Annotated in this window: 21 protein-coding genes and 1 pseudogene; 11 read left to right on the plus strand and 11 right to left on the minus strand. The window is 69.6% G+C overall.

The window, feature by feature from the left end; all coding sequences use genetic code 11:
• Positions 1 to 15: 15 nt before the first annotated feature.
• Positions 16 to 174 carry a hypothetical protein gene (locus tag OG574_RS00065; RefSeq protein WP_326771239.1) on the minus strand — a complete coding sequence of 53 codons (159 nt, stop codon included), beginning with the start codon at positions 172 to 174 and terminating at the stop codon, positions 16 to 18.
• 267 nt (positions 175 to 441) lie between these two features.
• Here OG574_RS00065 and OG574_RS00070 point away from each other — a divergent pair, with 267 nt between their 5' ends.
• Positions 442 to 1,062, plus strand: a complete 621-nt coding sequence (locus OG574_RS00070; protein WP_326771240.1) for a class I SAM-dependent methyltransferase — start codon at positions 442 to 444, stop codon at positions 1,060 to 1,062.
• 224 nt (positions 1,063 to 1,286) lie between these two features.
• Here OG574_RS00070 and OG574_RS00075 read toward each other — a convergent pair whose 3' ends face one another.
• Positions 1,287 to 1,931, minus strand: a complete 645-nt coding sequence (locus tag OG574_RS00075; protein WP_326771241.1) for a CBS domain-containing protein — start codon at positions 1,929 to 1,931, stop codon at positions 1,287 to 1,289.
• Positions 1,932 to 2,349: 418 nt separating this feature from the next.
• On the opposite strand from OG574_RS00075, the gene OG574_RS00080 reads away from it, so the two are divergent.
• Together OG574_RS00080 and OG574_RS00085 are read left to right on the plus strand one after the other, a co-directional pair.
• On the plus strand, positions 2,350 to 5,820 hold the full coding sequence (locus OG574_RS00080; RefSeq protein WP_326771242.1) for a DNA polymerase III subunit alpha: 3,471 nt from the start codon (positions 2,350 to 2,352) through the stop codon (positions 5,818 to 5,820).
• Positions 5,821 to 5,825: 5 nt separating this feature from the next.
• On the plus strand, positions 5,826 to 6,263 hold the full coding sequence (locus OG574_RS00085) for a hypothetical protein (protein ID WP_326771243.1): 438 nt from the start codon (positions 5,826 to 5,828) through the stop codon (positions 6,261 to 6,263).
• A gap of 93 nt (positions 6,264 to 6,356) precedes the next feature.
• Here OG574_RS00085 and OG574_RS00090 read toward each other — a convergent pair whose 3' ends face one another.
• Positions 6,357 to 7,295 carry a LysR family transcriptional regulator gene (locus OG574_RS00090; RefSeq protein WP_326771244.1) on the minus strand — a complete coding sequence of 313 codons (939 nt, stop codon included), beginning with the start codon at positions 7,293 to 7,295 and terminating at the stop codon, positions 6,357 to 6,359.
• A gap of 188 nt (positions 7,296 to 7,483) precedes the next feature.
• Between OG574_RS00090 and OG574_RS00095 the strand changes: the two genes are divergently transcribed.
• The 3 genes from OG574_RS00095 (at position 7,484) to OG574_RS00105 (ending at position 10,262) form a co-directional block, all read left to right on the plus strand.
• Positions 7,484 to 8,218, plus strand: a complete 735-nt coding sequence (locus OG574_RS00095) for a hypothetical protein (RefSeq protein WP_326771245.1) — start codon at positions 7,484 to 7,486, stop codon at positions 8,216 to 8,218.
• 161 nt (positions 8,219 to 8,379) lie between these two features.
• Positions 8,380 to 9,606 carry an MFS transporter gene (locus tag OG574_RS00100; RefSeq protein WP_326771246.1) on the plus strand — a complete coding sequence of 409 codons (1,227 nt, stop codon included), beginning with the start codon at positions 8,380 to 8,382 and terminating at the stop codon, positions 9,604 to 9,606.
• A gap of 161 nt (positions 9,607 to 9,767) precedes the next feature.
• The gene (locus tag OG574_RS00105) at positions 9,768 to 10,262 is read left to right on the plus strand and encodes a cupin domain-containing protein (protein WP_326771247.1); all 495 of its coding nucleotides are present in this window, start codon (positions 9,768 to 9,770) and stop codon (positions 10,260 to 10,262) included.
• Between the two features lie 148 nt (positions 10,263 to 10,410).
• On the opposite strand, the pseudogene OG574_RS00110 reads toward OG574_RS00105, so the two are convergent.
• From OG574_RS00110 to OG574_RS00120, 3 genes and pseudogenes are all read right to left on the minus strand, one after another.
• A pseudogene (locus OG574_RS00110) lies at positions 10,411 to 10,569 on the minus strand (transposase); the annotation flags it as partial.
• Between the two features lie 168 nt (positions 10,570 to 10,737).
• Positions 10,738 to 11,562: an MBL fold metallo-hydrolase gene (locus OG574_RS00115; RefSeq protein WP_326771248.1), complete on the minus strand. Its 825-nt coding sequence runs from the start codon at positions 11,560 to 11,562 to the stop codon at positions 10,738 to 10,740.
• Positions 11,559 to 13,010: a purine-cytosine permease family protein gene (locus OG574_RS00120; protein WP_326771249.1), complete on the minus strand. Its 1,452-nt coding sequence runs from the start codon at positions 13,008 to 13,010 to the stop codon at positions 11,559 to 11,561. Before OG574_RS00120 ends, OG574_RS00115 begins: the two co-directional genes overlap by 4 nt.
• A 171-nt stretch (positions 13,011 to 13,181) precedes the next feature.
• On the opposite strand from OG574_RS00120, the gene OG574_RS00125 reads away from it, so the two are divergent.
• Both OG574_RS00125 and OG574_RS00130 read left to right on the plus strand, forming a co-directional pair.
• Entirely contained in the window at positions 13,182 to 13,799 is a 618-nt protein-coding gene (locus OG574_RS00125; RefSeq protein ID WP_326771250.1) for a TetR/AcrR family transcriptional regulator, read from the plus strand.
• Positions 13,800 to 13,938: 139 nt separating this feature from the next.
• Positions 13,939 to 14,709: a substrate-binding domain-containing protein gene (locus OG574_RS00130; protein WP_326771251.1), complete on the plus strand. Its 771-nt coding sequence runs from the start codon at positions 13,939 to 13,941 to the stop codon at positions 14,707 to 14,709.
• 147 nt (positions 14,710 to 14,856) lie between these two features.
• Here the strand turns inward: OG574_RS00130 and OG574_RS00140 are convergent, their stop codons facing one another.
• The 3 genes from OG574_RS00140 to OG574_RS00150 are packed head-to-tail and all read right to left on the minus strand — an operon-like array spanning position 14,857 to position 18,721.
• The gene (locus tag OG574_RS00140) at positions 14,857 to 17,214 is read right to left on the minus strand and encodes a hypothetical protein (RefSeq protein ID WP_326771252.1); all 2,358 of its coding nucleotides are present in this window, start codon (positions 17,212 to 17,214) and stop codon (positions 14,857 to 14,859) included.
• 3 nt (positions 17,215 to 17,217) lie between these two features.
• Positions 17,218 to 17,559 carry a helix-turn-helix domain-containing protein gene (locus OG574_RS00145; RefSeq protein ID WP_326771253.1) on the minus strand — a complete coding sequence of 114 codons (342 nt, stop codon included), beginning with the start codon at positions 17,557 to 17,559 and terminating at the stop codon, positions 17,218 to 17,220.
• Between the two features lies 1 nt (position 17,560).
• Positions 17,561 to 18,721, minus strand: a complete 1,161-nt coding sequence (locus OG574_RS00150) for a tyrosine-type recombinase/integrase (protein WP_326771254.1) — start codon at positions 18,719 to 18,721, stop codon at positions 17,561 to 17,563.
• 167 nt (positions 18,722 to 18,888) lie between these two features.
• On the opposite strand from OG574_RS00150, the gene OG574_RS00155 reads away from it, so the two are divergent.
• Positions 18,889 to 19,653: a DNA polymerase Y family protein gene (locus OG574_RS00155; protein ID WP_326771255.1), complete on the plus strand. Its 765-nt coding sequence runs from the start codon at positions 18,889 to 18,891 to the stop codon at positions 19,651 to 19,653.
• Here OG574_RS00155 and fxlM read toward each other — a convergent pair.
• Entirely contained in the window at positions 19,616 to 20,833 is a 1,218-nt protein-coding gene (gene fxlM / locus OG574_RS00160) for a methyltransferase, FxLD system (RefSeq protein ID WP_326778315.1), read from the minus strand. The genes OG574_RS00155 and fxlM overlap by 38 nt on opposite strands.
• Positions 20,834 to 21,412: 579 nt before the next feature.
• On the opposite strand from fxlM, the gene OG574_RS00165 reads away from it, so the two are divergent.
• Both OG574_RS00165 and OG574_RS00170 read left to right on the plus strand, forming a co-directional pair.
• Positions 21,413 to 22,230 (plus strand): IS5 family transposase gene (locus OG574_RS00165; protein ID WP_326771256.1). Its coding sequence is split into 2 segments (ribosomal slippage): positions 21,413 to 21,752 and positions 21,752 to 22,230, totalling 819 coding nucleotides; the frame shifts between segments, so codons are not numbered across the junction.
• Between the two features lie 234 nt (positions 22,231 to 22,464).
• Positions 22,465 to 22,602 carry a hypothetical protein gene (locus tag OG574_RS00170; protein WP_326771257.1) on the plus strand — a complete coding sequence of 46 codons (138 nt, stop codon included), beginning with the start codon at positions 22,465 to 22,467 and terminating at the stop codon, positions 22,600 to 22,602.
• Here the strand turns inward: OG574_RS00170 and OG574_RS00175 are convergent.
• Positions 22,599 to 23,543, minus strand: a complete 945-nt coding sequence (locus OG574_RS00175; RefSeq protein WP_326771258.1) for a tetratricopeptide repeat protein — start codon at positions 23,541 to 23,543, stop codon at positions 22,599 to 22,601. The two genes, OG574_RS00170 and OG574_RS00175, sit on opposite strands and share 4 nt — an antisense overlap.
• Positions 23,544 to 24,501 lie beyond the last annotated feature (958 nt).

A 24,501-nucleotide genomic window follows, 5' to 3' on the forward strand; every position in this document is an offset into this window, starting at 1 on the left:
CGGCTCAGAAGCAGGTCAGCGTGCGAGTGTGACCTTGACTGGTGCGTTGGGGCAGCGGGTCGCGTTCTCGACGAGAACCTCTTCTTCGGACGGGTCGATGGCGAGCTGCCAGCGGACCTTCATAGCGATCGAGTCGGCGATGTACTCGCACCGGTCGCCTTCGAACGGTGGCATCCACGTGGACGGGTCCTGGTCTGCCTTCGACCGGTTCGTCTTCGCAGAGACCGCAATCAGCGAGCGGTCATCACCGAGATATTGCTGGTGTTCGCGTCGGGGCGTGGCCAGGGGGTCACGTCGACGGCGAGCACGATGCCGCCGCCGGGACCGCGCGGGAGGTCACGCAGCGCGAAGGACCAGTGCGAGGTCGAGGCTGCTCTGAAGAAGGCTGTGCGATATCCCGAGCCTGGCGCCGAAGCGGCCTGAAGACGCAGCCTTGCCTCAGTGCGTGTGGTGATCGGTCCTGATGCGCTTCTAGGAAGGGGACGACGGGTGAATGCCGGCGTGCAGCACTGGGAGGACTGGTTCGCCGCCGGCGACGGGTTCCTACGCCCAGGTGCGGGCGAGATGAGCCTCCTTACCAGGCACCTGCCACCTGCAGCCGGGGCGCGGGCTCTGGATGTGGGGTGCGGGCTGGGCGGATACGCCGCGGAACTGGCCCAAGTCGGGTACACAACCCTCGCCGTGGACTGGGCGGTCTCCTCAGTTGCCGCCGTCCGCGATCGCTACGAGGGTCTGGAGCCGAATCTCGAGGCTCGCCAGGTCGATTTCGAGGATGCCAAGGCCGTCGCTGAGCTGCCTCGGGACAGCTTCGACGTGGTGACGATGCGGTTGGTGTACGCATTCATGAACGACAGGCCGGCCGTCGCCGGGCGGGTGCGCCGTTTGCTCCGGCCCGGCGGGGTGTGGGTGGTGACGACCCCGCTCGCGAATCGCCTCCCGGCCGATCGAGCGCACATCGCCCTGGCCGGCCAGGACATCGGCGGTCTCCTGGCGGGGTGGGACAGCGGTGCCTGGTACGACCTGGAGCCCGGCGGTCTGCGCTGTTTCATCCTTCAGAAATGACCTGGACAAGAGGGTTCCTCGGCCGCCGACGGTCGAGGAACCCTCTCTACTGCAGGCTCGCGTCTTGGCGACTTGGGCCATGCCCGTTAGGTCGCCCGCTGGGGTGGCGCGCTCCGCAATCGCGGGCGTGACCTCCAGCGGGAAGAAGCCCAGGGAGCCGGTAGATCTGCTCCGCGGCGTGAGCCGAAGCCGAGCATCGCTCGCAGGTAACCCCAAACCCTGACCTAGCCCGCCCCGGCGGCGGCGAGGTGGGCGTCCACGGCGACGACGCCGTCGACGCCCTGGCAGAGGCCCACGACCACCGGGCCGAGACGCGGTTCCGGGACGTGACCGCGCAGGGTGACGACCCCGTCCCGGACCTCGACTGCGACGGTGCCCTCGTCCAGGCCGAGGATGCGCCCCAGGACGTCCTGCTCCACCTCGCCGCGGATCTCGGCGTCGGAGCGGATGAAGGCGTCGAGCAGATCGCTACGGCTGACGATGCCGATGAGGAGCCCGTCGTCGCCGACCACCGGCAGCTGCTTGACGTGCCGACTGCGGAGTTCTCGAGCGGCCAGAGGGATCGTCCAGTCGGCGTGGGCGGTGAAGACGGGGCTGCTCATGAGCGCGCCCGCGGTCCGAGCCCGGGCCTTGCCCCAGGCGCCCTCATCGCTCCCGTCCTGCCCCTGCGGATCGGGCATTCCGGTCTCGTGCCGCAGCACATCGGACGCGGACACGACGCCGACGAGAGCGCCGTCGTCGTCGACGACCGGGGCCGCGACGATGTCGTTCGCATCCAGCAGGCCGACGACGTCCTGGACCGAGGTGTCGGGGTGGAGGGTGACGACATCCCCGGTCATCACGTCACCGACGGTGCGGCGGTGCAGCATGGCGTCGGCCTCCTCTGTTTGCGACGGGGCTGCCCCGGTCGGACCACCCGGGCGGACTGCGCGCGGAGCTCCGGCCTCCGAGGCCCTGCCGGATCGTCAACGCGTCTTCTCTACCCATGACAGCACCCCGCCGCTCCAGCGGCCAGTGGCGTTTGACCTGGCGAGGAGAGCAGCGGCCCCCACGGCCAGAGTGCCTCCGAGCGCGCGGTAGGTGCTGGCACATCGACGCCATGTCCGCGTCCGTCTGGAGTTGAGCGTTGCAGTTGGCCGAGCGCGCCAACTAGGGCACTCGGCCACAGCAACGACACAGTGGGACACGCGGGACCCAGGACTCGTGTTGTTCGATTTTTGTTCGATACATTGGTGACAGAACAAGTCATGCGACTTGAATCGGTGCTCGTGTGATCGGAGGTGCAACGTGACGGCCTCCGGGTTCTCTCACCTGCACGTCGCCTCCGGGTACTCGGCCCGGTACGGTGCCTCGCTCCCCCACGACTTGGTCCGCCGGGCCGCCGAGCGCGGCCTCACCACGCTCGCGCTGACCGACCGCGACACAGTCGCCGGGACGGTGCGGTTCGCCAAGGCCGCGGCCGCCGCCGGTGTGCGCCCGATCTTCGGCGTGGACCTCGCCGTTGCTCCCGCCGCTGAGCCCGACCCTGCTGTGGGACGGCGCCGTACGCCGGTGCGTGGCGGTGCGCATGTGGTGGAGGCGCGGTGGCGGGTGACGCTGCTGGCGCAGGACGTGGGCGGGTGGGCCCGGCTGTGCCGGATCGTGTCGGCCGCGCATGCCGCGCCCGTGGACGGGGTGCCGGTGGCGGCCTGGCCGGTGCTTCAGGAGCACCTCGGTGAGGGTCTGGTGGTGTTGCTCGGTCCTGCGTCGGAGCCGGTGGCTGCGCTGATGGCGGGGCGGCAGGATCTGGCTGAGCGGCTGCTCGCGCAGTGGCGGACGATCGCCGGGCCGGGCCTGCGGTTGGAGACGGTCTACCTGGGCCGGTCGGGGACCGGGGCGGGGTCGTTGCGGTTGGCGGCGCGGACCGTGCAACTCGGTGACGACCTCAGCGTGCCGGTGGTCGTCTCGAACTCGGTGCGGTACGCCGATCCCGCCCAGCACCGCCTGGCGGATGTGCTGGATGCTGCCCGTCTGCTGCGTCCGATCGACCGGCGTCACGTCGACAGCGGTGAGGGGTGGCTCAAGAGTGGCGGTGAGATGGCGGCGGTCGCGGCGCGGATCGCCGAGGCCGCGGGCCATGGCCCCGAGCGGGCGGCCGCGCTGCTCGCCGAGACCGAGGCGACGGCGGCCTCCTGCACGTTGAGCGCACAGGATTTGGGGATGGGGCGGCCGCACTTTCCCGAGCCGCACGTGGTGGGCGCCGACCGGGTTCGGGGCGGGGCGATGCGGCTGCTGCGTCAGCGCTGCGAGGCCGGGATGGTTGCCCGCGGTCTGGACTCGGATGTGGCCGCGGTGCGGCAGCTGGACTATGAGCTCGATGTCATCGGCCGGCTCGGTTTCGAGGGCTATTTCCTTGCTGTGGCCCAGGTGGTCGCGGACGTGCGGGCGATGGGTGTCCGGGTCGCCGCGCGCGGCTCGGGCGCCGGGTCCATGGTCAACCACTCTCTGTTCGTGGCGACGGCGAATCCGCTGACTCACCGCCTGCTGTTCGAGCGGTTCCTCTCCGAGCGGCGCACGTCGCTGCCGGACATCGACCTCGATGTGGAGTCCGCGCGACGGCTCGAGGTGTACGACAAGATCATTGAGCGGTTCGGGCTCGATCGGGTTGCGGTCACCGGCATGCCCGAGACCTACCGCGCCCGCCACGCCCTCAGAGATACCGGGCTCGCCCTCGGTATCGCCCCGCAGACCGTCGACATGATCGCCAAAAGCTTTCCGCACATCCGGGCCTGTGACATCCGCTCCGCCCTCGCCGAGCTGCCCGAACTGCGCCAGCTCGCCGCCCGCGCAGATGAGTTCGGACCGTTGTGGGAGCTGGCCGAGGGTCTCGACGCGCTCGTGCGCGGCTATGCCATGCACCCGTGCGGAGTGATCATCTCGAATGTGTCCCTGCTGGACCGGCTGCCGGTGCAACCGACCCCGGGCGGCGACTATCCGATGCTGCAGGCCGACAAGGAGGACGTCGAGGACCTGGGGCTCCTCAAACTCGACGTGCTCGGCGTGCGGATGCAGTCCGCGATGGCACACGCCGTCGACGAGATCCTCCGCACCACCGGCAGACTCCTCGACCTCGACAACCCCGACCACGTCCCCCTCGACGACCAGGCCACGTTCGAGATGATCCGCCGCAGCGACACCCTGGGCTGCTTCCAGATCGAATCCCCCGGCCAGATGGACCTGGTCGGACGTCTGCAGCCGCGACACATGCAGGACGTCATCGCCGACATCAGCCTGTTCCGGCCCGGCCCGGTCAAGGGCGGCATGCCCGCGAAGTTCATCGCCGCCCGGCACGGCGCCGCACCGCACTACCCCCACCCCGACCTTCAGCCGATCCTGAACGACACCTACGGCGTCGTGATCTGGCACGAACAGATCATCGCGATCCTCGCGAAGATGACCGGCTGCGACCGTGCCGCCGGCGACGTCGCCCGCCGCGCCCTCGCCGACCCCGAGCGCCTGCCCGCCGTGGAGCAGTGGTTCAAGAAGGCAGCCACCGAGCGCGACTACTCCGACTCGGTCGTCGACGAAGTCTGGGACGTCATCAAGGAGTTCGGGGCCTACGGGTTCTGCCGGGCCCATGCCGTCGCGTTCGCGGTGCCAGCCGTGCAGTCCGCGTGGCTCAAGGCGCACCATCCAGCCGCTCTGTATGCGGGGCTGCTGGAGCACGATCCGGGCATGTGGCCGATGCGGGTGATCGTCGCCGACGCCCGCCGCCACGGCGTGCCCATCCTGCCGGTCGATGTGAGCCGCTCTCAGGTGGCGCACCGGGTCGAGGCCACGGACCGGGGATGGGGGGTGCGGCTCGCGCTATCCACGGTGAAGGGAATCAGTGACGCGGAGTCGGCCCGGATAGCCGCCCACCAGCCCTACACCTCCCTGCAGGACTTCTGGCAGCGGGCCAGACCCTCTCTGCCGATCGCCGAGCGGCTCATCCAGATCGGCGCCCTCGACGAGGTCAAGGGCGCGCTGACGCGGCGGGACCTGCTGCTCCAGGCCGGCGAGCTGCACCGGCATGCCCGCAACCGGGCCACTGCCGACGGGCAACTCGCGCTCGGTGGCGACCTGGTGAGCGCGGAGCCGAGCGGCCTGAAGGAAATGTCGAGCCGGGAGCGGATGAGCGCCGAGCTGGACGTCTTGTCGATCGACGTCTCCCAGCATCTGATGGAGCACCACTACCGGTTGCTGCGTGAGCTCGGCGCCACTGATGCCGCCCACCTCCAGCGCATGGTCCCCGGGCAGAAGGTCCTTGTCGCGGGCGTGCGCGCCTCTACCCAGACCCCGCCCATCCCTTCGGGGAAACGGATCATCTTCGTGACGCTGGAGGACGGGGCTGGGCTCGTCGACCTCGCTTTCTTCGAGGACACTCACGCCGACTGCGCGCACACGATCTTCCACTCGGGGCTGCTCCTCGTCCGCGGCACCGTGGAGGCCCGTGGCCCGCGCCGCACCGTGGTCGGCGAGATGGCGTGGGACCTCGAAACAGTCGCGGCCGCGCGCCGTGATCACGGCCCGCAGGCCGCCCTCGACCTCCTCGGCCACACCACACCGGCACCGACGCCGGCCCAGTCGGACGCCTCCCCCGCTCCCGCGTCCGCAAGGACTCTCGCCGACGGGACCGCCGGCTCGGAACTGCATCCGTGGGCCGATCTCCAGCCCGCCGGGAGCCGCTCCGCAGACCTGCGCCGCCTGGGCCACCGCTCCCCCGGATCCGCAGGATGAGCACCGTGCCGGCGCCCGAGCCCCTGCGCGAGGCAGAACCGCAACGAGTCCGTCGCGGCCGCCCCCGGCAGGTCCTGCGGGTTCATTTCCATCTCGACCAGTTCCAGGACCCGGACCTGCTGTTCGAGCAACTCCTCCTGCTCGTCGAAGACATCACGCCGGTGCATCAGCCCTACCCTCAAGATCACAGCGTCGATCTGGACATCACTGGCGCGCTGAGGCTGTTCGACCGTTCACCCCACGAACTGGCCCAGCTCTTGCAGCTACGGGCGATCGCGCTGTTCGGCGTGCGTGCCACCGTGGGCGGCGGGCCCTCCCGAATCCGACGGGTTCGCAGAATCCAGAGGGGCGCCTGCGGCGAACCCGCCGGGCTCTCCGTCCTGGGGACCGCAGCGGCCGCAAGTTCCCTGCCTGCACGGTCCCTGGGGGCGCTCGGTGATTGATGTGCACGACTCGGATACGCGCGTGCCTGTGGATCACGGGCTGCGGGACCGGCGGTTGCTTCGTTCGGGGGCAGGCGTCTTCATGACCGGGCCTCATGCACCGGCGCCCGTGGTGGCGGCGTTCGGGCCGCTGGGTTGACTGCACGTCACCACGGCCCGGCGCAGCCAGCGGTGCGCCGGATCGCCTGCCCGCCGGATGTGCCATGCCTGCTGGTAGGCGGGTCGGGGAAGCTCCAGGGGCGGAGTGAACTTCCGCAGTGTCTTGTACCGGCGCATTGGCCCCACCGCCCGGCTGGCAATGGTCAGCAGGAGGTCGGTGCCTGGAAGCAGGTCGGCTGCCGCGCTCCAGTGGGGCAGTGTCACGGCCAGATGCCGCCGTAGTCCGCGTGCCGCCAGCGCTTTCTCGATCTCATCGTTCGCATCGGGTCGCAGGGTTAGCGAGATGTGCGGACGCTCCAGCCACTCCTCGAACGACAGCCCTCCCTTTGCGGGGAGGACCGCCTTGTCCGCCAGGCATACGAATTCCTCCCGGTAGAGGTCCTGGATCTCGATGTCGTCGGGCAGGTGGGGAAAGATTCCCAGCGCGAGATCGAGTTCGCCGTCCTGGAGCTGCGCCAGCATCGCCTCCCGGCTGGCCTGACTGATCGCAAGGTCGAGGCCGGGAGCATGGCGGCGAACATGCCGCACCAGCGGGGGCAGCACGATGTGCGCCGCGTAGTCCGACATCGAGATCCTAAAGCGCCTGCGGGTGCGCGCGGGCTCGAAGTCGGAGGCACTGAGCAGGTCGTTCAAGCTGGTCAGGGCGTCTTCGAGTGGCTGTACCAGCGCCTGGGCGCGTGCCGTGAGGGCCATGCGGCCGCCGTGCCGCACCAGCAGGGGGTCGCCGAAGTATGTCCGCAGCTGCCCCAGGGTGTGGCTGACGGCCGGCTGGCTCTTGTGCAGCCGCACTGCCGCGCGGGTGACGTGCTTCTCGGTCAGCAAGGCGTGCAGCGTCACCAGCTGGTTGACGTCGATCCGCTGGAGTTCATCCATGGGGCGAATAGTAGAGATGCGCAGGAAGTATTTCCATAAACGAGTCTGATGGCGGATGGTCGGAAGTGTCGCGGCGCTAACCCCTTAGGAGAGGCGTCGATGACGGCGGATTCCGGCCGCTCCTGACCGTAAGGGGGCAGGGCGGCGGTTCCCGCGGCCGTCAACCGCTACTCACCTCAGGACTGGAAATGACCAAGGCAGATCTCACGCTCTCCTACATCGACGGACGGCCGTCCACGATCGGCATCGACGCCGTCAACGAGGTGCTGCGCACCGTGGGCGTCCACGCCAGCCAGACTCCCGTTCCCGATCAGGCTCTCCCGATCCTGGAGGTGTCCAAGACCCGGGCGCTTTCGGAGGACGAGCAGGCCGAGCTGATCTCGATGTTCAGCCTGCACCGCAGCGACCTGCTGGCGCACATCCAGCTCGCCGGCCGCACGCCCGAGGCCCCTGACGGCGGCCACCTGAACACGTCCGAGCACGGGGTCGCTCCGTACCCGAAGGTCTACGACATGCAGGCCATGGACGACGACGCCAAGCACTTTGTGCAGGCGCGCTTCGGCCGCCTCCACGTCAACACCACCGACGACGGCGTCGGCATCGACGAGATTATGACCGTGGTGTCCGGCGGCCCGATGACGTGGTTCTACCGGCTCCCCGACGGCGTTGTCGTCAAGCTCTCCGTGCCCGCCGTGGAGACCGGCGACTTGGCCTGGCGCGTCAGCTACCCCGGCAAGCGTCCTCACGGCGCGTTCCTGGACGCCGAGCACGGCCTGATCGTGGCATACGCCCACGGTCCCGAGAAGTTCGTCATGCGCTACGAGGCCCCGAGCGCCGAGGGCGCAGACGCGCTGGGCACCAACCCGTGGATCGACTTCGACGGCGACGCGCCTCGGATGCTGGACGACGTGACCGCGAGCTGACCGCCTACGAGGTGAACAGGCCGGCCATGGCCCTCGCGCCCAGCTGGCCGTTCGCCTCACGCTCCCTCTGGAACCCCAGGCCGCCACCACCGGACAAACCGGGTAGTCCCGCCCCATCCCTCCTCCCCTCCATCCCACTGTCCACCAGCACAGGAAGAGTCATGTCCACCACGACCGGACCGGCCACCACGCACACCCACGCCTCCGTGAACGAACCCACCCGCCGCGTCCCCGTCCTCTGGCTGGCGCTGCTCGCCACTCCGGTCGCCGCCGCCAACAACGCCGCCGTCCTGATCCTCGGCGACATGAGCCGCTCCCTCGGCATCACCAAGGCCACCGCGTCGTGGCTGGTCACCGTGTTCGCGCTGACGCTGGCCGTCGCGACCCCGCTGATCGCGACCTTGGTGCGTCGGCGTGGCACACGCTCTGCGCTGTGGACCAGCGCGGCCTTCGTCGTCGCCGGCACCGCGCTCGTGACCGTCTCGCCGTGGCTGCCGCTCACCCTCGTCGGCCGGGCCGGACAGGCCGCGGGCGGCGCAGGCATGATGGCCATTGCCATGAATCTCGCTGGCACCGCCCGCCGCATGGGCGTCATCAGCGCCGGCTCCGGGATCCTCGGAGGCGTCGGCCCGCTGCTCGGCGAACGCCTCACCAGTGCGGTCTCCTGGCGGGCGGCCCTGAGCATCTTGATCATCACGCTCCTGGCCGTCCCCGCCGTCAGCCGACACACCACCAAGGCGCCCCCCACGGCCGAGGGCCGCTTCGATGCCCGCGGCGCCGTGTTGCTCGCGATCCTGTCCAGCGGCATCGTCCTGCTGCCGTCGAACCCGCTGCCCGCCCTGGCCGTGGCGGCCGTCACCGCCGCCCTCCTGGCCCTGCACATACGGCGCCGCCCGCACGGCTACGTCCCCCAGGCCGCGCTGCGATCCCGGCTCTTCCGCGGCTCGGTGCTGATCGCCGTCGCCCTGTCCGTTCTCTACTTCACGTTGCTGTTCGGGATCCCTCAGCTGATCACCGACCGGGCCGACTGGTCGACCGGATCGGTCGCGGTCGGCCAGATGACCGCCATGATCGCCGGGTCCGTGCTCACCCTCGCCTTCGCCGCCGTCTCCACGCGCCTGGGCCGGAGCACGGTACGAGCACTCCTGCTCGCGGTCGGAGCGCTCGCCGCCGCGGCGGCCGTCTTCGCCCACAGCGCGATCGTCCTGTTCCTCGCGATCGGCCTGGCCGTCTTCACCGCGACCGGCGCCAACGCCACCCAGTCCATGGCCGCCGCCTCCGCCGTCCCCGAACGCCAGCGTCCCACCGCCATCGGCCTGTTCCAACTCGCCTACCTCATGGGCGGAGCCCTCGGTCCGGCCCTGGCAGCCATGCTCATCCTCAGCTGAGTGACCGGCCGCACCACGGACCGGGCGAGTCACCACGTCCATTCGGCCCAGCCCGCCCACCTGCGACAACGCCGCAGATGGGCGTGTCACTGCCCTCACCCAACCGCTGTGTCTGAAGAATCCCGTCGCGGCGTCAAACCGCCCTCACGAAAGGAACCATCGTGTCGTACCCCGACCCTCGCTACCTCAACGACAACGGCGAGATCAGCGCGAAGTACCGACCCTCGGCCGAGGAGCCCGACACCGGCTTCATCGGCGCCACCAACATCAGCTACGTGGCCACCGAGGAGACGACCGGGGGCGAGTACGGCCTGTACAAGGTCGACATGGGACCGAAGACCATGGGCGCCAAAGAGCACTTCCACCGGGCGATCTCGGAGTCGTTCTACGTGCTCTCCGGCGAGGTCCAGTTCTACAACGGCGAACGCTGGATCAAGGGCGGGGAGGGAGACTTCCTCTACGTGCCCGCCGGTGGCCTGCATGCCTTCCAGAACGACTCCGATGAGCCGCTGTCCATGATGATGATCTTCTCGCCGGGTGCGCCGCGCGAGGAGTACTTCGAGAAGGCCGCAGAGTACGCGGAACGCGGCCGCGAAGAAGCCAAGGCCTTCCAGATGCGACACGACACCTACTTCACGGACATGCTTGACGCCTAGACGCACCCCGCCGCGAGGGCCCGCCAGATCACTGGCGGGCCCTCGCGGCGGCCGGGTCCTGGTCGCACAGCAGGGCGAAGTCCACGTCCAGCTTCGTCTCGTACGCCTCGGGCTGGATGCCGAGCTCATGCGTGCTGTACTCGCCGAACTCACGGACCAGGCGGCGGAGAAGCCCGTTGAGCTGGTCGAAGACACCGTCCTTCTGCCAGTCGGCGAAGTATCCGTACACCGTCTCCCATGGTGCGAAGTCGTGCGGCAACTACCGCCAGGGGATGCCGGTGCGGTCGACGTAGAGGACGGCGTCCATCTGACCTTCCCCTCGTAGCGTAGAGGCCGTGACTGCAGGGGAAGTTGGGAGTCGTGGCTGATGTGCAGAGCGGTGAGGGGCGGGGGTGTTGATGGCCCCGGGGGGCGGTGGCGTTGCCGTGGATGTCTTCGAGTCCGGCTCCGGCCGGAGGGTTTCCCGACTGCGCCGTCACGCCATGTCCTGGGTGACGCGGTGTGAGGCGATGTATGCGGCGGCGAGTTCGCGTAGGCGTACGCCGTCGAAGGACGGGCCGTGGCCGGGGTGAACCACACGGACGGGGAGTTCCAGCAGCCGGGTCATGGTGGCTATGTATGCGCATGGGTCGGCGCCGTGGATGTCGTCGAGCAGTCGGTCGTCGTAGACGACGTCGCCGGAGAAGAGCGTCTGTGTCTCCGGCTCATACAGGGCGATGCTGCCGGGGCTGTGGCCGGGCAGGTGGAGCACGGTGAGGTCGCGGTCGCCGAGGCCGATGGTGTCGCTCTCGGCCAGAAGCCGACTTACCCGGGTCGGGCGCAGCCGGTAGCTCCCCGGGTCGTAGTCCTCGTGTGGGAGAGCCGAGATCAGCAGGTGCGGCACGTTCGGGGTGTCGGTTGCCGCCATGCCGAGTTCGTCGAAGAGGGCGGCGGAGGCCAGGGCTCCGGGTGGTGGGGTCTCGACGGCCTCGGCCTGGTGTGCGCGGCAGTCGGCGAACTCGTGGGCGCCGCCCATGTGATCGAGGTGTCCATGGGTGATCACGACGATGGGTTCGTCGGCGAACAGCTGCGGGAACGCCGGGCGCAGTGGTGCCACGCCCAGGCCGGTGTCGATGAGGAGGCTGCGGTCTCGGCCCCGGATGTACCAGGTGTTGGCCTGCAGGAAGGGGTGCACGTGTGGTTCGTGGATCAGGGTGATGGCGTCGTCGATCCGTGTGGTGGTGAACCAGGTCTCGGCGACAGGCAGTTGGGGGGAGGACGCTGGTGTGGCGGGGGTGCCGTGCGGGGGCTGGGGAGTCACGGGCGGGCCGTCTCCCGGTTCTTTCCGAGCAGGCGGTAGACGGCGGCGGCGGTGAGCGGGCCGAGCAGCGCCGACAGGTCGAGACCGCCCAGAGCACTGGTGCCCGGCCCCACGAAGAGCGTGGTGTCGACGAACAGGAGCGCTACGACGGTGCCGGTGACCAGCGCGATGATGCCGGCGGGGCGGTAGCCGCGTCGGTACCAGAACGGGGCGCCCGGCTGCTCCTGGTGCAGTGCGAGGCCGTCGTAGCGGTTGCGTCGCAGGACGATGTCGGTGGCGTAGATGGCCAGCAGCGGGCCCAGGAAGGTGACGGTCAGGGCCAGGATGTTGTTGAGGGACGTCAGGAAACTCGGGGAGAGCAGAGCGTAGGCACACAAGGCGCCGCCGAGGACCGCGTCGATGAGCACGGAGCGGGAGCGGCTCATGCGTACGCCGATGGCCTGCAGGGACAGCCCCGAGGAGTAGGTGGTCATGACGTTGTTGGCGACCGAGCTGACGACGATGACCGCGAGGAAGATGGCGTAGAACCAGCCGGGGACGATGGCGCGCATCGCGTTCTGTGGGTCGCTCATGTCGACCGCGGTCCCGGCGAGGATGCCGATGCCGCCCATCACCACGGAGGGCAGGAAGCCGCCGGCGGCCGTGCTGAGGGCCACCTTCCATTTGCTGACGTCGCGGGGCAGGTAACGGGCGTAGTCGGCGCCGTTCGACCAGGACAGCGGTGCGGAGGCGATGAGGGCGAAGCCGATCAGAGCGGCTGCGAACAGGTCGTGGCCGTGCAGTGCGGTGAAGTGGGCCGGGTGGAGGCTTGCGTGCTGCGTCACGAAGCCCCCCAGGAGCAGTCCGCAGGCGCCGAGGAGCACGCAGAACAGCACGCTGAAGCGGACGATCGTGGCGTGCCCGTACAGGCTGAGGGCGAACGCCGCGACGCCGATCATCACGGTGAGCGCGACCTTGATCCACACGGCGGGATGGAGACCGACCGAGTCGAGGAGCGAGAAGCTGGCCAGGGCGCCGAGGGCGAGGTTGATGCCCTCGTAGGTGACGGCGACCAGCCACTGGAGGGCGGCGCCGAAGATCCGGTTGCCCCGGATCCCGAACACGGCACGGGTGACGACTTGACTCGGTGCGCCCGAGGCGGGACCGCTGACGGCGAGGAACCCGACCAGTCCCCAGAACAGGCTGCCGAGGAACAGCACGGCGAACGCCTGGGCGACGCTCAGGCCCAGGACCGACAGCGAGCCGCCGAGCAGGATGTAGAGGTAGCCGACGTTGGACGACAGCCACACCGGGAACAGCTCGAAGGGGCGCCCGTGGCGCTCATCCTCGGGGACGTGGTCGATGCCGCGGGTCTCGACCTTGCCAAATGCGTCCTGGGGGGCCGATCCATCGACCTGGGCGGATGGCGTGGGTGGTACTTCTGTCCGTGTGTCTCCTGAAGCGGGCATCACGACACCTCCATGTTGAACAGATGCTCAACTGCGTATTGAGCAGGTATTCAACAGGGGGGTGTGAGGGGCGTCAAGACTCACGTCTGCCTGTGTTGGCGGTGGCCGCCGCGTGGTCACGCCTCGACCCGGGCGTTCTGCGTTGAGCGAGCGGTCAATAGACTGTCCGGCATGCCGAAGAAGGTCAGCCGCCGATCCCCCGAGGAGCGCCGCCAAGAGATCATCGAGGCAGCCCTGTCACTGGCCGACACCGTAGGTCTCGACCGGATCACGTCCCGGGACGTGGCCCAAGTACTGGGCGTGACCTCCGGGTTGATCCATCACTACTTCCCCACGGTCGACGACCTGGTCGTCGCCGCCTTCGCCCAGACCACTGCCGCGCACAACGACCGCGACCGCCAAGCCCTGCATGAACTGCCTCCCGCCGAGGCGCTCGCCGCGCTCGTGGGCAGGATGCTGGGCCTGGGGACGGAGCAGGCCCGCATCTGGATGAGCGCCTGGGTCGCCGCCCCGCGCCGACCGGAACTCGCGGCCGAAGTGGACCGGCGCATGCTCGACGGACTCGACGTCCTGACGGAGATCCTCCGGCTCGGCCGGGCAGCGGGCGCCTTCCAGATGGCCGACCCGAAGGCCAGTGCCCTGCGCATCCTCGTCCTCGTCGACGGGGTCCTGGTCCAGACATCCATGCGGGGCGACGCCCCGTACGGCGATGTCCATTCCCTTGTCTGGGACACCGTGGAACGCGAGGTCGGCATGCCCAACGGAAGCCTGCGATCCGCGCCTGCATGACCCGGCAACACCGCCTCGCCCAGCCCCCGCAAGCCGAAGTACAAGGTCACCTTGCAGGATCCGCAGTACGGCGGCGTCTACAGCATCTACGGCACCGCTGCTTACCACCGACAGCTTCACGCGCTTCGCGATCCCCATCATGCTGGGCATCGAGGATGCTCTCGGGGCCGGTCGCATCTCCGTTCTGCTTGCCGACGGGCGCGGTGACGCGATCCGCGAGAGCTACCACCTGCAGACCTTCCTCGAGCGCGGGGTGGACGCGATCATCGTGACGGGCCGTCGCGCGGAGCCTCGGCCGCCGATCGACATCGCGGCCAAGGTTCCGGTCTGTTACGTGCTTGCCCGGTCCCAGAGCCCAGAGGACCTCTCGATCGTCATCAACGACGATCACGGCGCCAGGCTGGCGACCTCGCACCTGCTTGCGCTCGGGCATCGCCGGATCGCTTACATCGCGGGGCCGCAGAAGCATCTGTCCGCGCGGCTGCGCTACGCCGGCATGCGGGACGAGCTTCACGCGGCCGGGCTCGAACCCGTCACGCACTCGGCCATGTGGGGCGAGTGGAACGAGGCCTGGGGTCGTCAGGCCGCCAGCATCCTCGCCAACTCCGGAAAGCCCTTCGACGGGGTTTTTTGCGGCAGCGACCAGGTCGCCCGCGGTGTCGTCGAGCAGCTGCAGGCGCTCGGAATCAAGGTGTCGGAGGAGGCATCCGTCGTCGGCTTCGACAATTGGGACGTCATGGCACTGGCGTCTCGGCCCCAGCTCACCACGATCGATCCGCAGCTGGGTGAGCTGGGACGGGTAGCGGCGGAGTCGATGCTCGCCATGCTGAACGGCGAGCCGCGGCGCGGCGTCATTGCCAACGACTGCGAGCTGGTGGTGCGGGAATCCACGGCAGTGCTACCAAGTTGACCCTGCCGGGGCCTGGCGGCGCATTCCCTTTTTTGTAGGCGCTGGGACGGGAGGTACCCATTTCGGCGGCGACGTGCGCGATCGGGCGGCCGGAACAGACGCGTTCGACCAGGATCCGCCTGCCGTGCAGGGTCGCGGCAACAGGTTTCACGGTGCAACGACGTCGGGCCGGAAACGCCCCGGGTGCGCGGCATATAGATAGGTCATGGCGGTGCGCGGGTGGATCCCGAACAGCCGCACCAAGTGCAGCGGATCGCTGGTATGCCGGGCCTCGTCGAGGATCCGGTCGCGGCGCAGTCGACCGATTTGGTGCCCCAGTCGCCGCAGCGGTTTGCCGATGCCCTCCGTGGACACCGGTGGTTGGGCCGGGTCGAAGGCGGTGTGGGCCGTGACGAGCAAATGCGGATTCGTGCCGACTGGCCAGCGGCGGTTCCGCTCTGCCAGCCACGACGTGACCAGGCGGCCGGTGAGTTCGTCGAGGAAGAGGGTGTGCGGGAGCACGCCTTGGCGGCGCACGAGGAGCGTGCCGGCGGCGCGGTCGAGGTCGTCGAGGAGCAGGCCGCGCTGATCGTGAACGCTCAGGGCGTGGACGGCGGCGAGCACGAAAGTGAGCTGCGTACGCACGGCGGGAATCAGGCGCAGCGCGCCGCGGAGTTTGTCCTCGTCTAGTGGTCTGGGCAGGCTGTGCACGGCTGGTGCCGGAGCGTGTTGGGCCGGGTCGTGGAAGATGAGGCCTTCGCGCTTGAGTGCACGGAACAAGGAACGCAGCGCAACGGCGCGGGACTGGGCCGGTCGGCCGGTGAGTTCCGTGATGGCGCGAGCGATGTGGGCATGGGTGACGGTGCGGAGGTCCTCGATGCCGCTTGAGTACCAGGCTTTGAGGACCGTTACGGCCCGTCGTACGTAGCCGCACACGGTGACCGGCGACAGGGGGTGACTGCGGCGTGCGGCGGTTCCGGTCAGTACGTCGATCCATCGGTGCACGGGCGTACGGAACGGGTCGGGCGCGGTGTCGGCCAGGCGGCGGGCGCGGGCGAGATGGGCATTGCCGTGCCGGTCGGGTGTGAGGTGTCCGATCAGGCGGAGGTATCCGAGAAGCCGGGCACCGGAGTAGTGGTCCTGCCGGGCGAGGAGGCGCACGTCCTCCTCGAGCAGTGGTGCCTCGGCGCCGAGATGGGCCAGCAGGACGCGCAGAGTGCGCCGGGCGGGCTCGATCGTGCTCGACGCCCATCGGCGGGCGCGGGCGTGGGCCGTGAAGTCGTCGAGCAGCTGCTCGGCGGCGAAGGTCAGGGCGGGCAGGCGCCGTTGGTCCAGGCGGGACCAGTCGCGGGCCAGGTGGAACAGCTCCAGCTGCCCGGGGACCGGACCGGGAGCGCAGGTGGAGCGGGCGCGGCGGGAGGCGCGGACCGCCTGGTTCCTCTTGCGCTGCAGGCGACGCGGCCCGTAGAGGTCTCCGACCCGCGAGGTGCGTTGCCGCGGGGCCAGGGGGCCGCCGAGCCACAGCTGGTCGCCGCCGTGAAGTCCTACGGCGTCCAGGTCGTACGCGGTCTCGGCGAGGACCAGCACGCAGCGTCGACAGTAGCCGTCGTGCAGTGCCACCCAGCGGCCGCACCGGTGACAGGTTCCACTCGGATGGCCATGAGCCCAGTTCAGGCACCCAGCGCACCGTTGGGCTCGCTCGTTCGTCCAGGCCAGGCAGTCGCGGCAACTCCCCTGCCTGGGCCCGTACCAGGTCGGGACGATGCGGGCTCGAGGGCGGGCGAGCAGACCGGCACGGTCGAAGGCCTCCTTCAAGGTCGGCGCCATCTGCGGCAGGTCCGCGAGCGCCTCGGGCCGCACCCGCTGCTCATCCGGTGGCCGGGAGGCAGGGGCAAGGCGTGCGCCGTTTCTGGTGTGGAACATCCAGGTCTCGCCGACGCGGCGCTCGCGGGCCATCTCCCGCAGCACTGCGTCCACTTCGCAGAGCCCCGCCAAGGGCCGGTCGCGGATCCGCGAGGCGTGGGCGCGGGTGAAGGTGCGCGGCCAGGGCGGGAACAGACCCAGCTGGCCGGGGACTTCCTCGACACACACGGCGGGGTCATCGGCCGGCGCGGGCGCCGCGGCCGCGCGCAGGGCCCAGGCGGGCGGCTGCTGGCGCACCAGCGGGGTGTCGGTCTGGCGCAGGGGGTCGGCCCGTGGCAGGCGCACCGGGTGAAGGCGCAGCGCGAGTTGCTGAGGACGTCCCGGTGGCAGGCTCTGGCGCGCGAGCTCGGCGGTGAGCCAGGCATCGTCGCCGCCCAGGCGAATCAGAAGGCGACAGCAACGGCATGTGCCGTCGCTGGACACGATCGCCGGCCACCCGCACCGGCGGCACGACGCCTCCCGGTACCGCTCGCCGTGCGTGCCGCCCTTGCGGTAGCGGCGGCGCGCGGTCGCGCACTCCGGGCACAGGCCGCTCAACTCCACAACGCCCCACGTACAGCACAGCTCACAGCTCCCCGCCATGGGCCGCCGAGTCGCGCTCACGGGTCAGTTCGGAGGCAGGCGACGCACGCCGGCCTCACCGGTCTGCTTGGGCACGGGACGCTGCCCGCTGCCCGCACGGGGCTGCTCTCCCACCGCCTGCGGCCTCTCGCCCAGATCGCCGCCGGCCGCCAAGGGCTCAGCTTCCATCAGGTCGGCGACCGTGCACTGCAGCGCCGCACAGATCATGTCAAGGTCGTCGAGCCGCAGGGTGAGCGGCTTGGCCGACCACAGCGCGCACACCTTGCTCAGCGACGGAGTGAAGCCCACCTCCTCGAAGGCCGTCTTCAAGTCACTGGGCCGCCAGATGTCGCGCTTGGCCGCCACCCAGCGCAGATTCCACTTCACGTCAGGTCTCCTCTGTCAGTCGGCGAACCGCGCGCCGGGACGATTCCAAGCAGGTCCGCTCCGGATCCGCCTTCGCGGAGGCCAGATAGCCGATCGTCGTGGTCGGCCACTGGTGCCCGAGCAGCACCTGAACATCCCAAAGAGGCATCCCCGCCTCATAGTTGTGCGTCGCGCACGCGTGGCGCAGCAGATGCGGGAACAGCACCGTCACCGTTCCGGTCAGATGCGCCTGCGACGCCGCGCGCAGCGCCCGCCGGAAGGTGTCGGGGTGCATCTCCGGCGCCACCGCGGGCACCGCCCCCAGCGCGGCCGGCAACCGCTCAGAGGGAAACAACGGAGCGTACGGGTCCAGTGGGTCATCGCAGAACAGGCCGCGCACCTCTTCGACGTACCACCACAGCAGTTCCCGGCCCTCGGCGAACATGAACGCCTCGCGCTCCCTCGGGCCTGACCCTCTCGCGCCCTTGCCCCGTACCAAGAACCGGCCCCACTGGCCGTTGTCCCAGTGCAGATCGCCCATCCGCACCCGGCACAGCTCGCACGCCCGCACCCCGGAGATGTAGGTGATCTTGGCCATCACGTAGTTCCGCACGGCCACCGGGTACTTGCGCGCCGCGGCGAGACTGTGCCGCCAGGCGGCGAAGAACGCCTCCATCTGCTGCCGCGACGGCGGGATGCGCAGCCCGAAGTCACCGCGGTGCCGGGGCCGGTTGAAGGCATCGACCGGCGACTCCACGATCGCCGCGAACCGGCGGCGGATCTCTCCGGCATAGCGCTGCTCGAGGAACGCGAAGTAGTGGTCGATGTTCGTGATCTTCTTGCGGACGGTCTGACGACCGCGTTTGCCCGGACCGGCGAAGTACTGGTCGAGCATGCGTGACGTCAGTTCCCAGGGGAGAACGTCGTAGAAGGTGCAGATCTCGATCACGGGCTGCACCAGCTGGTTCAGCGTGGTCGCCGCCAGTCCCGCCACGTCCCGGGCCCAGCAGTACTCCGCCAGCGAGTCCTGATACAGGTCGCGCTCGGCCTCCCGCGACGACGACGGCACGCTCGGCCGCTGCAGGGTGAGCACGTCCGCGAGCCCCTCGTCCGGGCCCTCGGGAAGGTCTGGCGTATCGCCACCGGAGAGGAGCGTGAAGCGACGGGTTTCGGAATCCCCCACGGACTCGCAATTTAGGGAACTGACTCCTGAAATCTGCGAGTTACTGGCACATCTTCACTCATTCGAGTGGGGCGCGGTCCTACCCCCTTGTGCAGCACGAACTGTCCGAACGCTCCCGATGGGACTTGCGAGGAACCCGTCGCCACTCCAGTTCGCTCATCTCCGCCATGGCGGCAGCCGCCACCCCGTTCGGTCACATCACCGTCATCGCCGATGACGACGCGTCAGTGGCCGCGTTCCTGCGGCTGCGGCCTCTCGCCGCGCTTCCCGGCATCGGACCCGCGACCGCCAAAACCCTGAACCGGTATGGGATCAGCACCATCGGGCAGCTTGCCGACACTCCCGCTGGCCCCCTCATCCGGCTGCTCGGTGCGCACGCCGCCCGCGAGCTGCACGCCCGCGCCCACGGCTTGGACGACAGGCCGGTCCGACGCACGGCCCTGGTCCGGTCCACCAGTACCAGTCACACCTTCGAGGCTGACGAGCTAGATCCGGTCGCCCACCGCCGGGAGCTGCTCGCCCTGGCTGACGAGCTCGGCGCCCGCCTGCGCACAACAGGCGAGGTCTGCCGGGGACTGACACTCACCGTGCGCTACGCCGACCGCACCCACACCACCCGCAGCCGCACCCTGCCCGAACCCACCCACCACACCCCAGCCCTCTCCACCCTCGCCTACGACCTCTACACGAGACTCGGACTCGAGCGGGCACGCGTCCGCCAACTCTCCCTGCGCGCCGACCAGCTCGGCCTTGCAGACGGTGTGCACCACCAACTCCTGTTCGACGACCACGATGACAAGGCCCGCAAGCTGGAGGCAGCCTCCGATGCAGCCCGCGCCCGGTTCGGCCCACACGTCATCCAGCCCGCCGCCACCGCACCGAACGTTCAGGGCGTCACCAGCCGACAGTCAGGCGGGTTTCGGGCCGGGTGACGTGGACACCGGCGGCGAGCCGGGCGTCGGGGGTGGTTGCGGGGTAAGCGGTGACGACGGGCTGCTCGGGCCTCTCCTGGCTCCAGCGGCGAAGGAGGTCGTTGACCTGGCCGAGGAGTTTGCTGCTGTCCGGGCCGTGCGCGATGAGGCCGAGCTCGTTGGCGTTCTCGCCAGCCGGGCGGGCGGTCACGTAGGCGAGGGTTCCGCCGTTGTACAGGCCCGCCCCGGCCCACCGCAGGGCGGGGTCGGCCAGGCCGAGGGTGCGGGCGGAGGAGCCGGTGGACAGCCGGCCGAAGCTAAGGCCGCTGTTCATGGTGGCGAGCCAGAGGTCGAGGTGGGCGGCGGGTTCGTTGTGACGGACCTGGATGCCGGTCCACTGCTCATGGGCGGGGTGAGTGAGGGCCTGGGCGAGGGCGGGCTCGTCGGGAAAGTCGTCGGCATCGAGCTTGAGGATGACGTCGTCGGCGAGGCGGACGTGGCGTTCGCCCATTTCGGCGGCGCCACGCATCGGCACGAATCCGCACACGACAGCGTTGGTGCTGACCATCAGCCCGTCGTCGGTGTGGTCGAAGGCGAGCGAGCGGGTCAGGCCGCTGCCGTGGAGGCGCAGGGGTACGACGATGCGTCCGCCGGGGGCGAGCTGGGTCCACCAGGCGGTGGAGATGTCCCAGGCGCCCGCGGTGACGATGATCCTGTCGAATGCGGTGCCGTTCGGGTCGCCGAGGGCACCGTCGCCGCAGACCACCTCGACCTGGTCGTATCCGGCGGCGGCCAGGCCGGTGCGGGCGCGCTGGGCGAGGTCCTCGTCGAGTTCGATGGTGACCACCGAACCGCTCGGCCCGGCCAGTTCGGCGATCAGGGCTGCGTTGATGCCGGTGGCCGCGCCGATCTCCAGGACGCGGTGGCCGGGGCGGACGTCGAGCTGCTCGAGCATCTTGGCCACGATGTTGGGACTTGACGCGGAGGAGACGGCGGTGCCGTCCTCGGCGCGCTTGGTGACTACCGGCTTGGGCGCGTACGCCGTCTCCAGGTCCACATCGGGCAGGAAGACGTGCCGGGGCACGGTGCGGAAGGCGTCCTTGACCCGGCTGGTGCGGAAGCTGCCGAGGCTGTCGATCTTGGCGATGAGGACCTCGCGCAGTTCCTGCGCATCGCGGGCCGGGGCGTCGGTGGAGTGCATGGTCACTGTCACGACAGTAGTGGGGTCCCGGAGTCAGTTCGGCTGCTTCGCGGGGCCTGGTCGGGTATGAGCTCCCGGTGGAAGATCACGCGGCTGCCAGAGGTCGCCAGGACGTTCTGATGGGCCGCAGAGATGCCGAGCCGGTTGAAGGCGAACAGCAGATGGTCAGTGAGGACAGCCCGCAGTCCCCAGGTGAGCTGTCCGTGGCAGGCAAGGTCAGCGAGGGTGCGTCCGGTGTCCTCGAAGACGGCCGGCCAGTGAGGGGCCAGTGGGAGGGGGCGCTGGAGGACGTCGTCCTGGCGATCTCGAGTTCGACTGGGGGCCTCGCCACCGCCTCAGCGGCTGAACTGATCACGCAGACCGGGCTCGTGGGATGCCTCCCACGAGCCCTGTCACGTCCTGCAGCGCAGGCAGCGCCGGAATGTCCCGGGTGCCCTTGACGCCTCAGTGGAGTACGGCGAGAGCGCGCCTGCGTCCTGCTGCTGCCAGCGGTGAACCCTGGCGTTGGCCGACCCGGTGGGGTGGAACAGACAGCTAAGACGGTGTCCTACGTGGTGAGGCTGGGTAGTGCTCCTCAACATGGGTCAGGGGACGTGGAGTTGGATTGTTCCGGACGGGTTGTGGGAGATCGCCAGGCCGTTGATTCCGGCGGATCGGGTGCGGCCGCAGGGTGGCGGAAGGCAGAACACGCCTGATGAGACGCTGTTCGCCGCGATCATCTACGTACTGGTCAGCGGTTGCGCCTGGCGGGCGTTGCCGCCCTGTTTTGGGGTGTCGAAGTCGACGGTGCACCGGCGGTTCATGATCTGGTCGAGAGCCGGTGTGTGGGGTCGGCTGCACGAGGCAGTTGTGCATCGGCTGGACGATGCCGGCCTCGTCGATGTCTCCCGTGTCGTGCTGGACTCCGCGCACGTGCGGGTAAAAGAGGGGGCGAACACGCAGGTCCGAGCCCCGTGGACCGGGGCAAGCCGGGTTCCAAGATGCACATCCTGTCGGACGCGAACGGACTGCCCCTCATCGTCGGTCTCTCCGCCGCCAACGTCCACGACAGCCTCGCGTTGAAACCCATGGTCGAGGGTCACCAAACGAGACATGACCCCTACCGCGGACGCTACTTCAAGCCACAACGCCTTCACGCCGACAAGGCCTACGACATCCCGCACCTGCGGCGATGGCTCTGGGGCAAGCACATCGGGGTCCGCATTGCCCGCAAGGGTGTCGAGTCCAGCGAACGATTAGGGCGCCGCAGGTGGGTGATCGAGCGGACGATGTCGTGGCTGACGGGCTACCGCAGACTCAGCCCTCGTTACGAGCGCCAACCGGCCAACCACCTGGCCTTTCTCGGCCTCGCCGCAGCCCTCTGCTGCTACAAACGGCTCCTCAAACTCACCATGTAGGACACCGTCTTACTCGCAATCGCCGCACTACTGTCGCCCTCCTGGCTTGGTGCGGATGAGGGGGAGGGGCGATCTGCTCCACTCCGGCCGGCCGTGATACCCGCGCTCACCTGCGGCGGCACATCAAGGCGACCATTGGTCAGTCTAGTGACCAGCGCGAACACCGCGGCAGACAAGCTCGGTTGGGGGGCTGGTCCCCGGCCCTCGACCAGATCCAGTGCCGCCGATCGGTGCGTGAGCAAGTGGAAGCAGTTCCGCGCGGTTGCCGGCAGGTACGACAAACGCGACTACATCTTCCACGGCACCCTGACCGTCGCAACGATCGTCATCTGGCTCCGTGACACCGTCCGGGAGCCATCAGAAACGGCCTAGGCGTCACGCCGCAGTGCCTCGAGGTTCTGCGTGAGCCGGGCGCGCGTCTGTTGCGTGCCGTGGTAGTCCTTGCCGGCCGTGCGCTCATAGATGTGGAGCAGGTCGGCGTTGAGGGTGCGGGCCGCCTCGTAGTCGCCGAGGGCGTGAAGCGTGTGGGCGACGTCGGCCGCCGCGTCGAGCGTGTCCAGGGAGGACGCGCCCGACCTCTGGAGGTGCCAGCGGTGTACGGCCCGGTACATGAAGAGTGCGCTGCTGTGCTCGCCCAGGCCGAAGAGGCTGGATGCGGTGACGTTCATGGCGCGGTTGGTTGTCCAGTTGTCCGAGCCGAGGTGGCGCTCGCACCGCTGCAAGGTCTCGGAGTTCAGCCGGAGGGCCTCTCGGTAGTCGCCGAGAGTGTTGAGGCAGACGCCCAAGTTGCAGAGCGAGTGGAGGGTGTCCGGGTGATCGGCGCCGAGGCTCTGTGACCGCAGCCGGACGATGCGCTCCAGCACGGGCCGGGACTGCTCAGCGCCCTCCCCGTCGTGCCGGCAGGCGGCGAGCCGTTCCAGCGCCACGATCGTGTCCGGGTGCGTCTCCCCGAGGTGCTCCTCCCAGTCGCGTTGCACCAGCTCTGCCAAGGGGATACCGGCTGCCGCCCGGCGGGAGTCGTAGAGATAGTGGAGCACGCCGATGAGCAAGGCACGGAAGCGTGCCGCCTCGCCGCTCGGGTCGCCAGCCTCGCGCGCGTAGCCGAGGAGGGACTGTACGGTCGGCGTGAGCACCCGGTAGGCGTCCCAGTGATGCGGATCATGCGGGTCGGGGACCGGCATCGCCGTGAGCCGGTCCCGGGCCGCCCGGCACACCGCCGCGAGCCCGGCGGCATCCGTGACGGGGGTGTCGCGGAACAGGGCCACGACGTCCGCGTGTGCCTGAGCCACTGCGGCGTCGACGGACTGTGTCATGGCTGCCGCCTTCCTTCGATGAGCCGCTCCAGCCGGACCCCGTCCACGACGTCCGGTGCGCTGCCCTCCGGTGAGGTGCAGGCGAGACCGCGGGCGGCGGCCGAGCACAGGGCGGCGGCCGCGTCGGCGCCGAGGGCGTCGGTCAGCAGCTCCGCGGCGTGTTCCAGTAGACCCGCGGCGAAGCCCCAGTTCGTTGAGGCGATCTCGTAGAACCTGTGCAGCGCGACGGCCGGCGCGCGCTCCAGCAGCACGGGAAACAGGCGGGCGGTGACGACGCCGGGGATCCAGCTCTCGCTTGGAGAGCCAAGGACGCAGCGGTCGGTGGCGTGCAGCAGCTGTACGGGATCCACCAGTTCGCCGAGGCTGGGAGAGGACGCCAGGGCGCTCAGCGCCTCCACGCCGGTCGCGGAGCCGTCGCCGGCGCACGCCGCGGTCTCGGCGGCGAGCTCCTTGATCCCATGCCGCTGGTCCGGCCGGATCTCCGCGGCGTAGGCGAGCAGTTCGGCCGCCGCCGCGAGCTGGGTCTTGTCCAGCAGTTCCCGCAGCCGTCGTACGAACGCCTGGCTGAGGGGGGCTCCGGGGGCGGGGGTGACGAGGTCGACGACCGCGCCGTAGACCGGGTCGTCGATGTGCGTGTCCGCCACGCGGGATACGTGACCGGGGACGGAGCGGGCCAGCCGGTACTCGTGGTAGGCGGCCGCGGCCGCCGCGCTCTGGGCCAGGATGTCGGTCAAGTCCGGGGCCTGCACCGGCTGGAAGGCGCGGATGAACTTCTCTCTGTCCGCCGGGTCGAGGCGTCGCCTGGCGCCGACCGGCGTGAGGTTCCGACGGTGCTTCTCCTCGCACCGGTCGATGGCGGGCTGCCCGTCGATCAGCAGGGTGGCGTGGAGGGAGGACACCCACGCCGCCAGGGTGTGCTGATGAGCGAGGGCCAGATAGGGCAGCCCCGCTATCGCCG

Origin of the sequence: Streptomyces sp. NBC_01445, from assembly GCF_035918235.1 — a bacterium.
GTDB lineage: Bacteria > Actinomycetota > Actinomycetes > Streptomycetales > Streptomycetaceae > Streptomyces.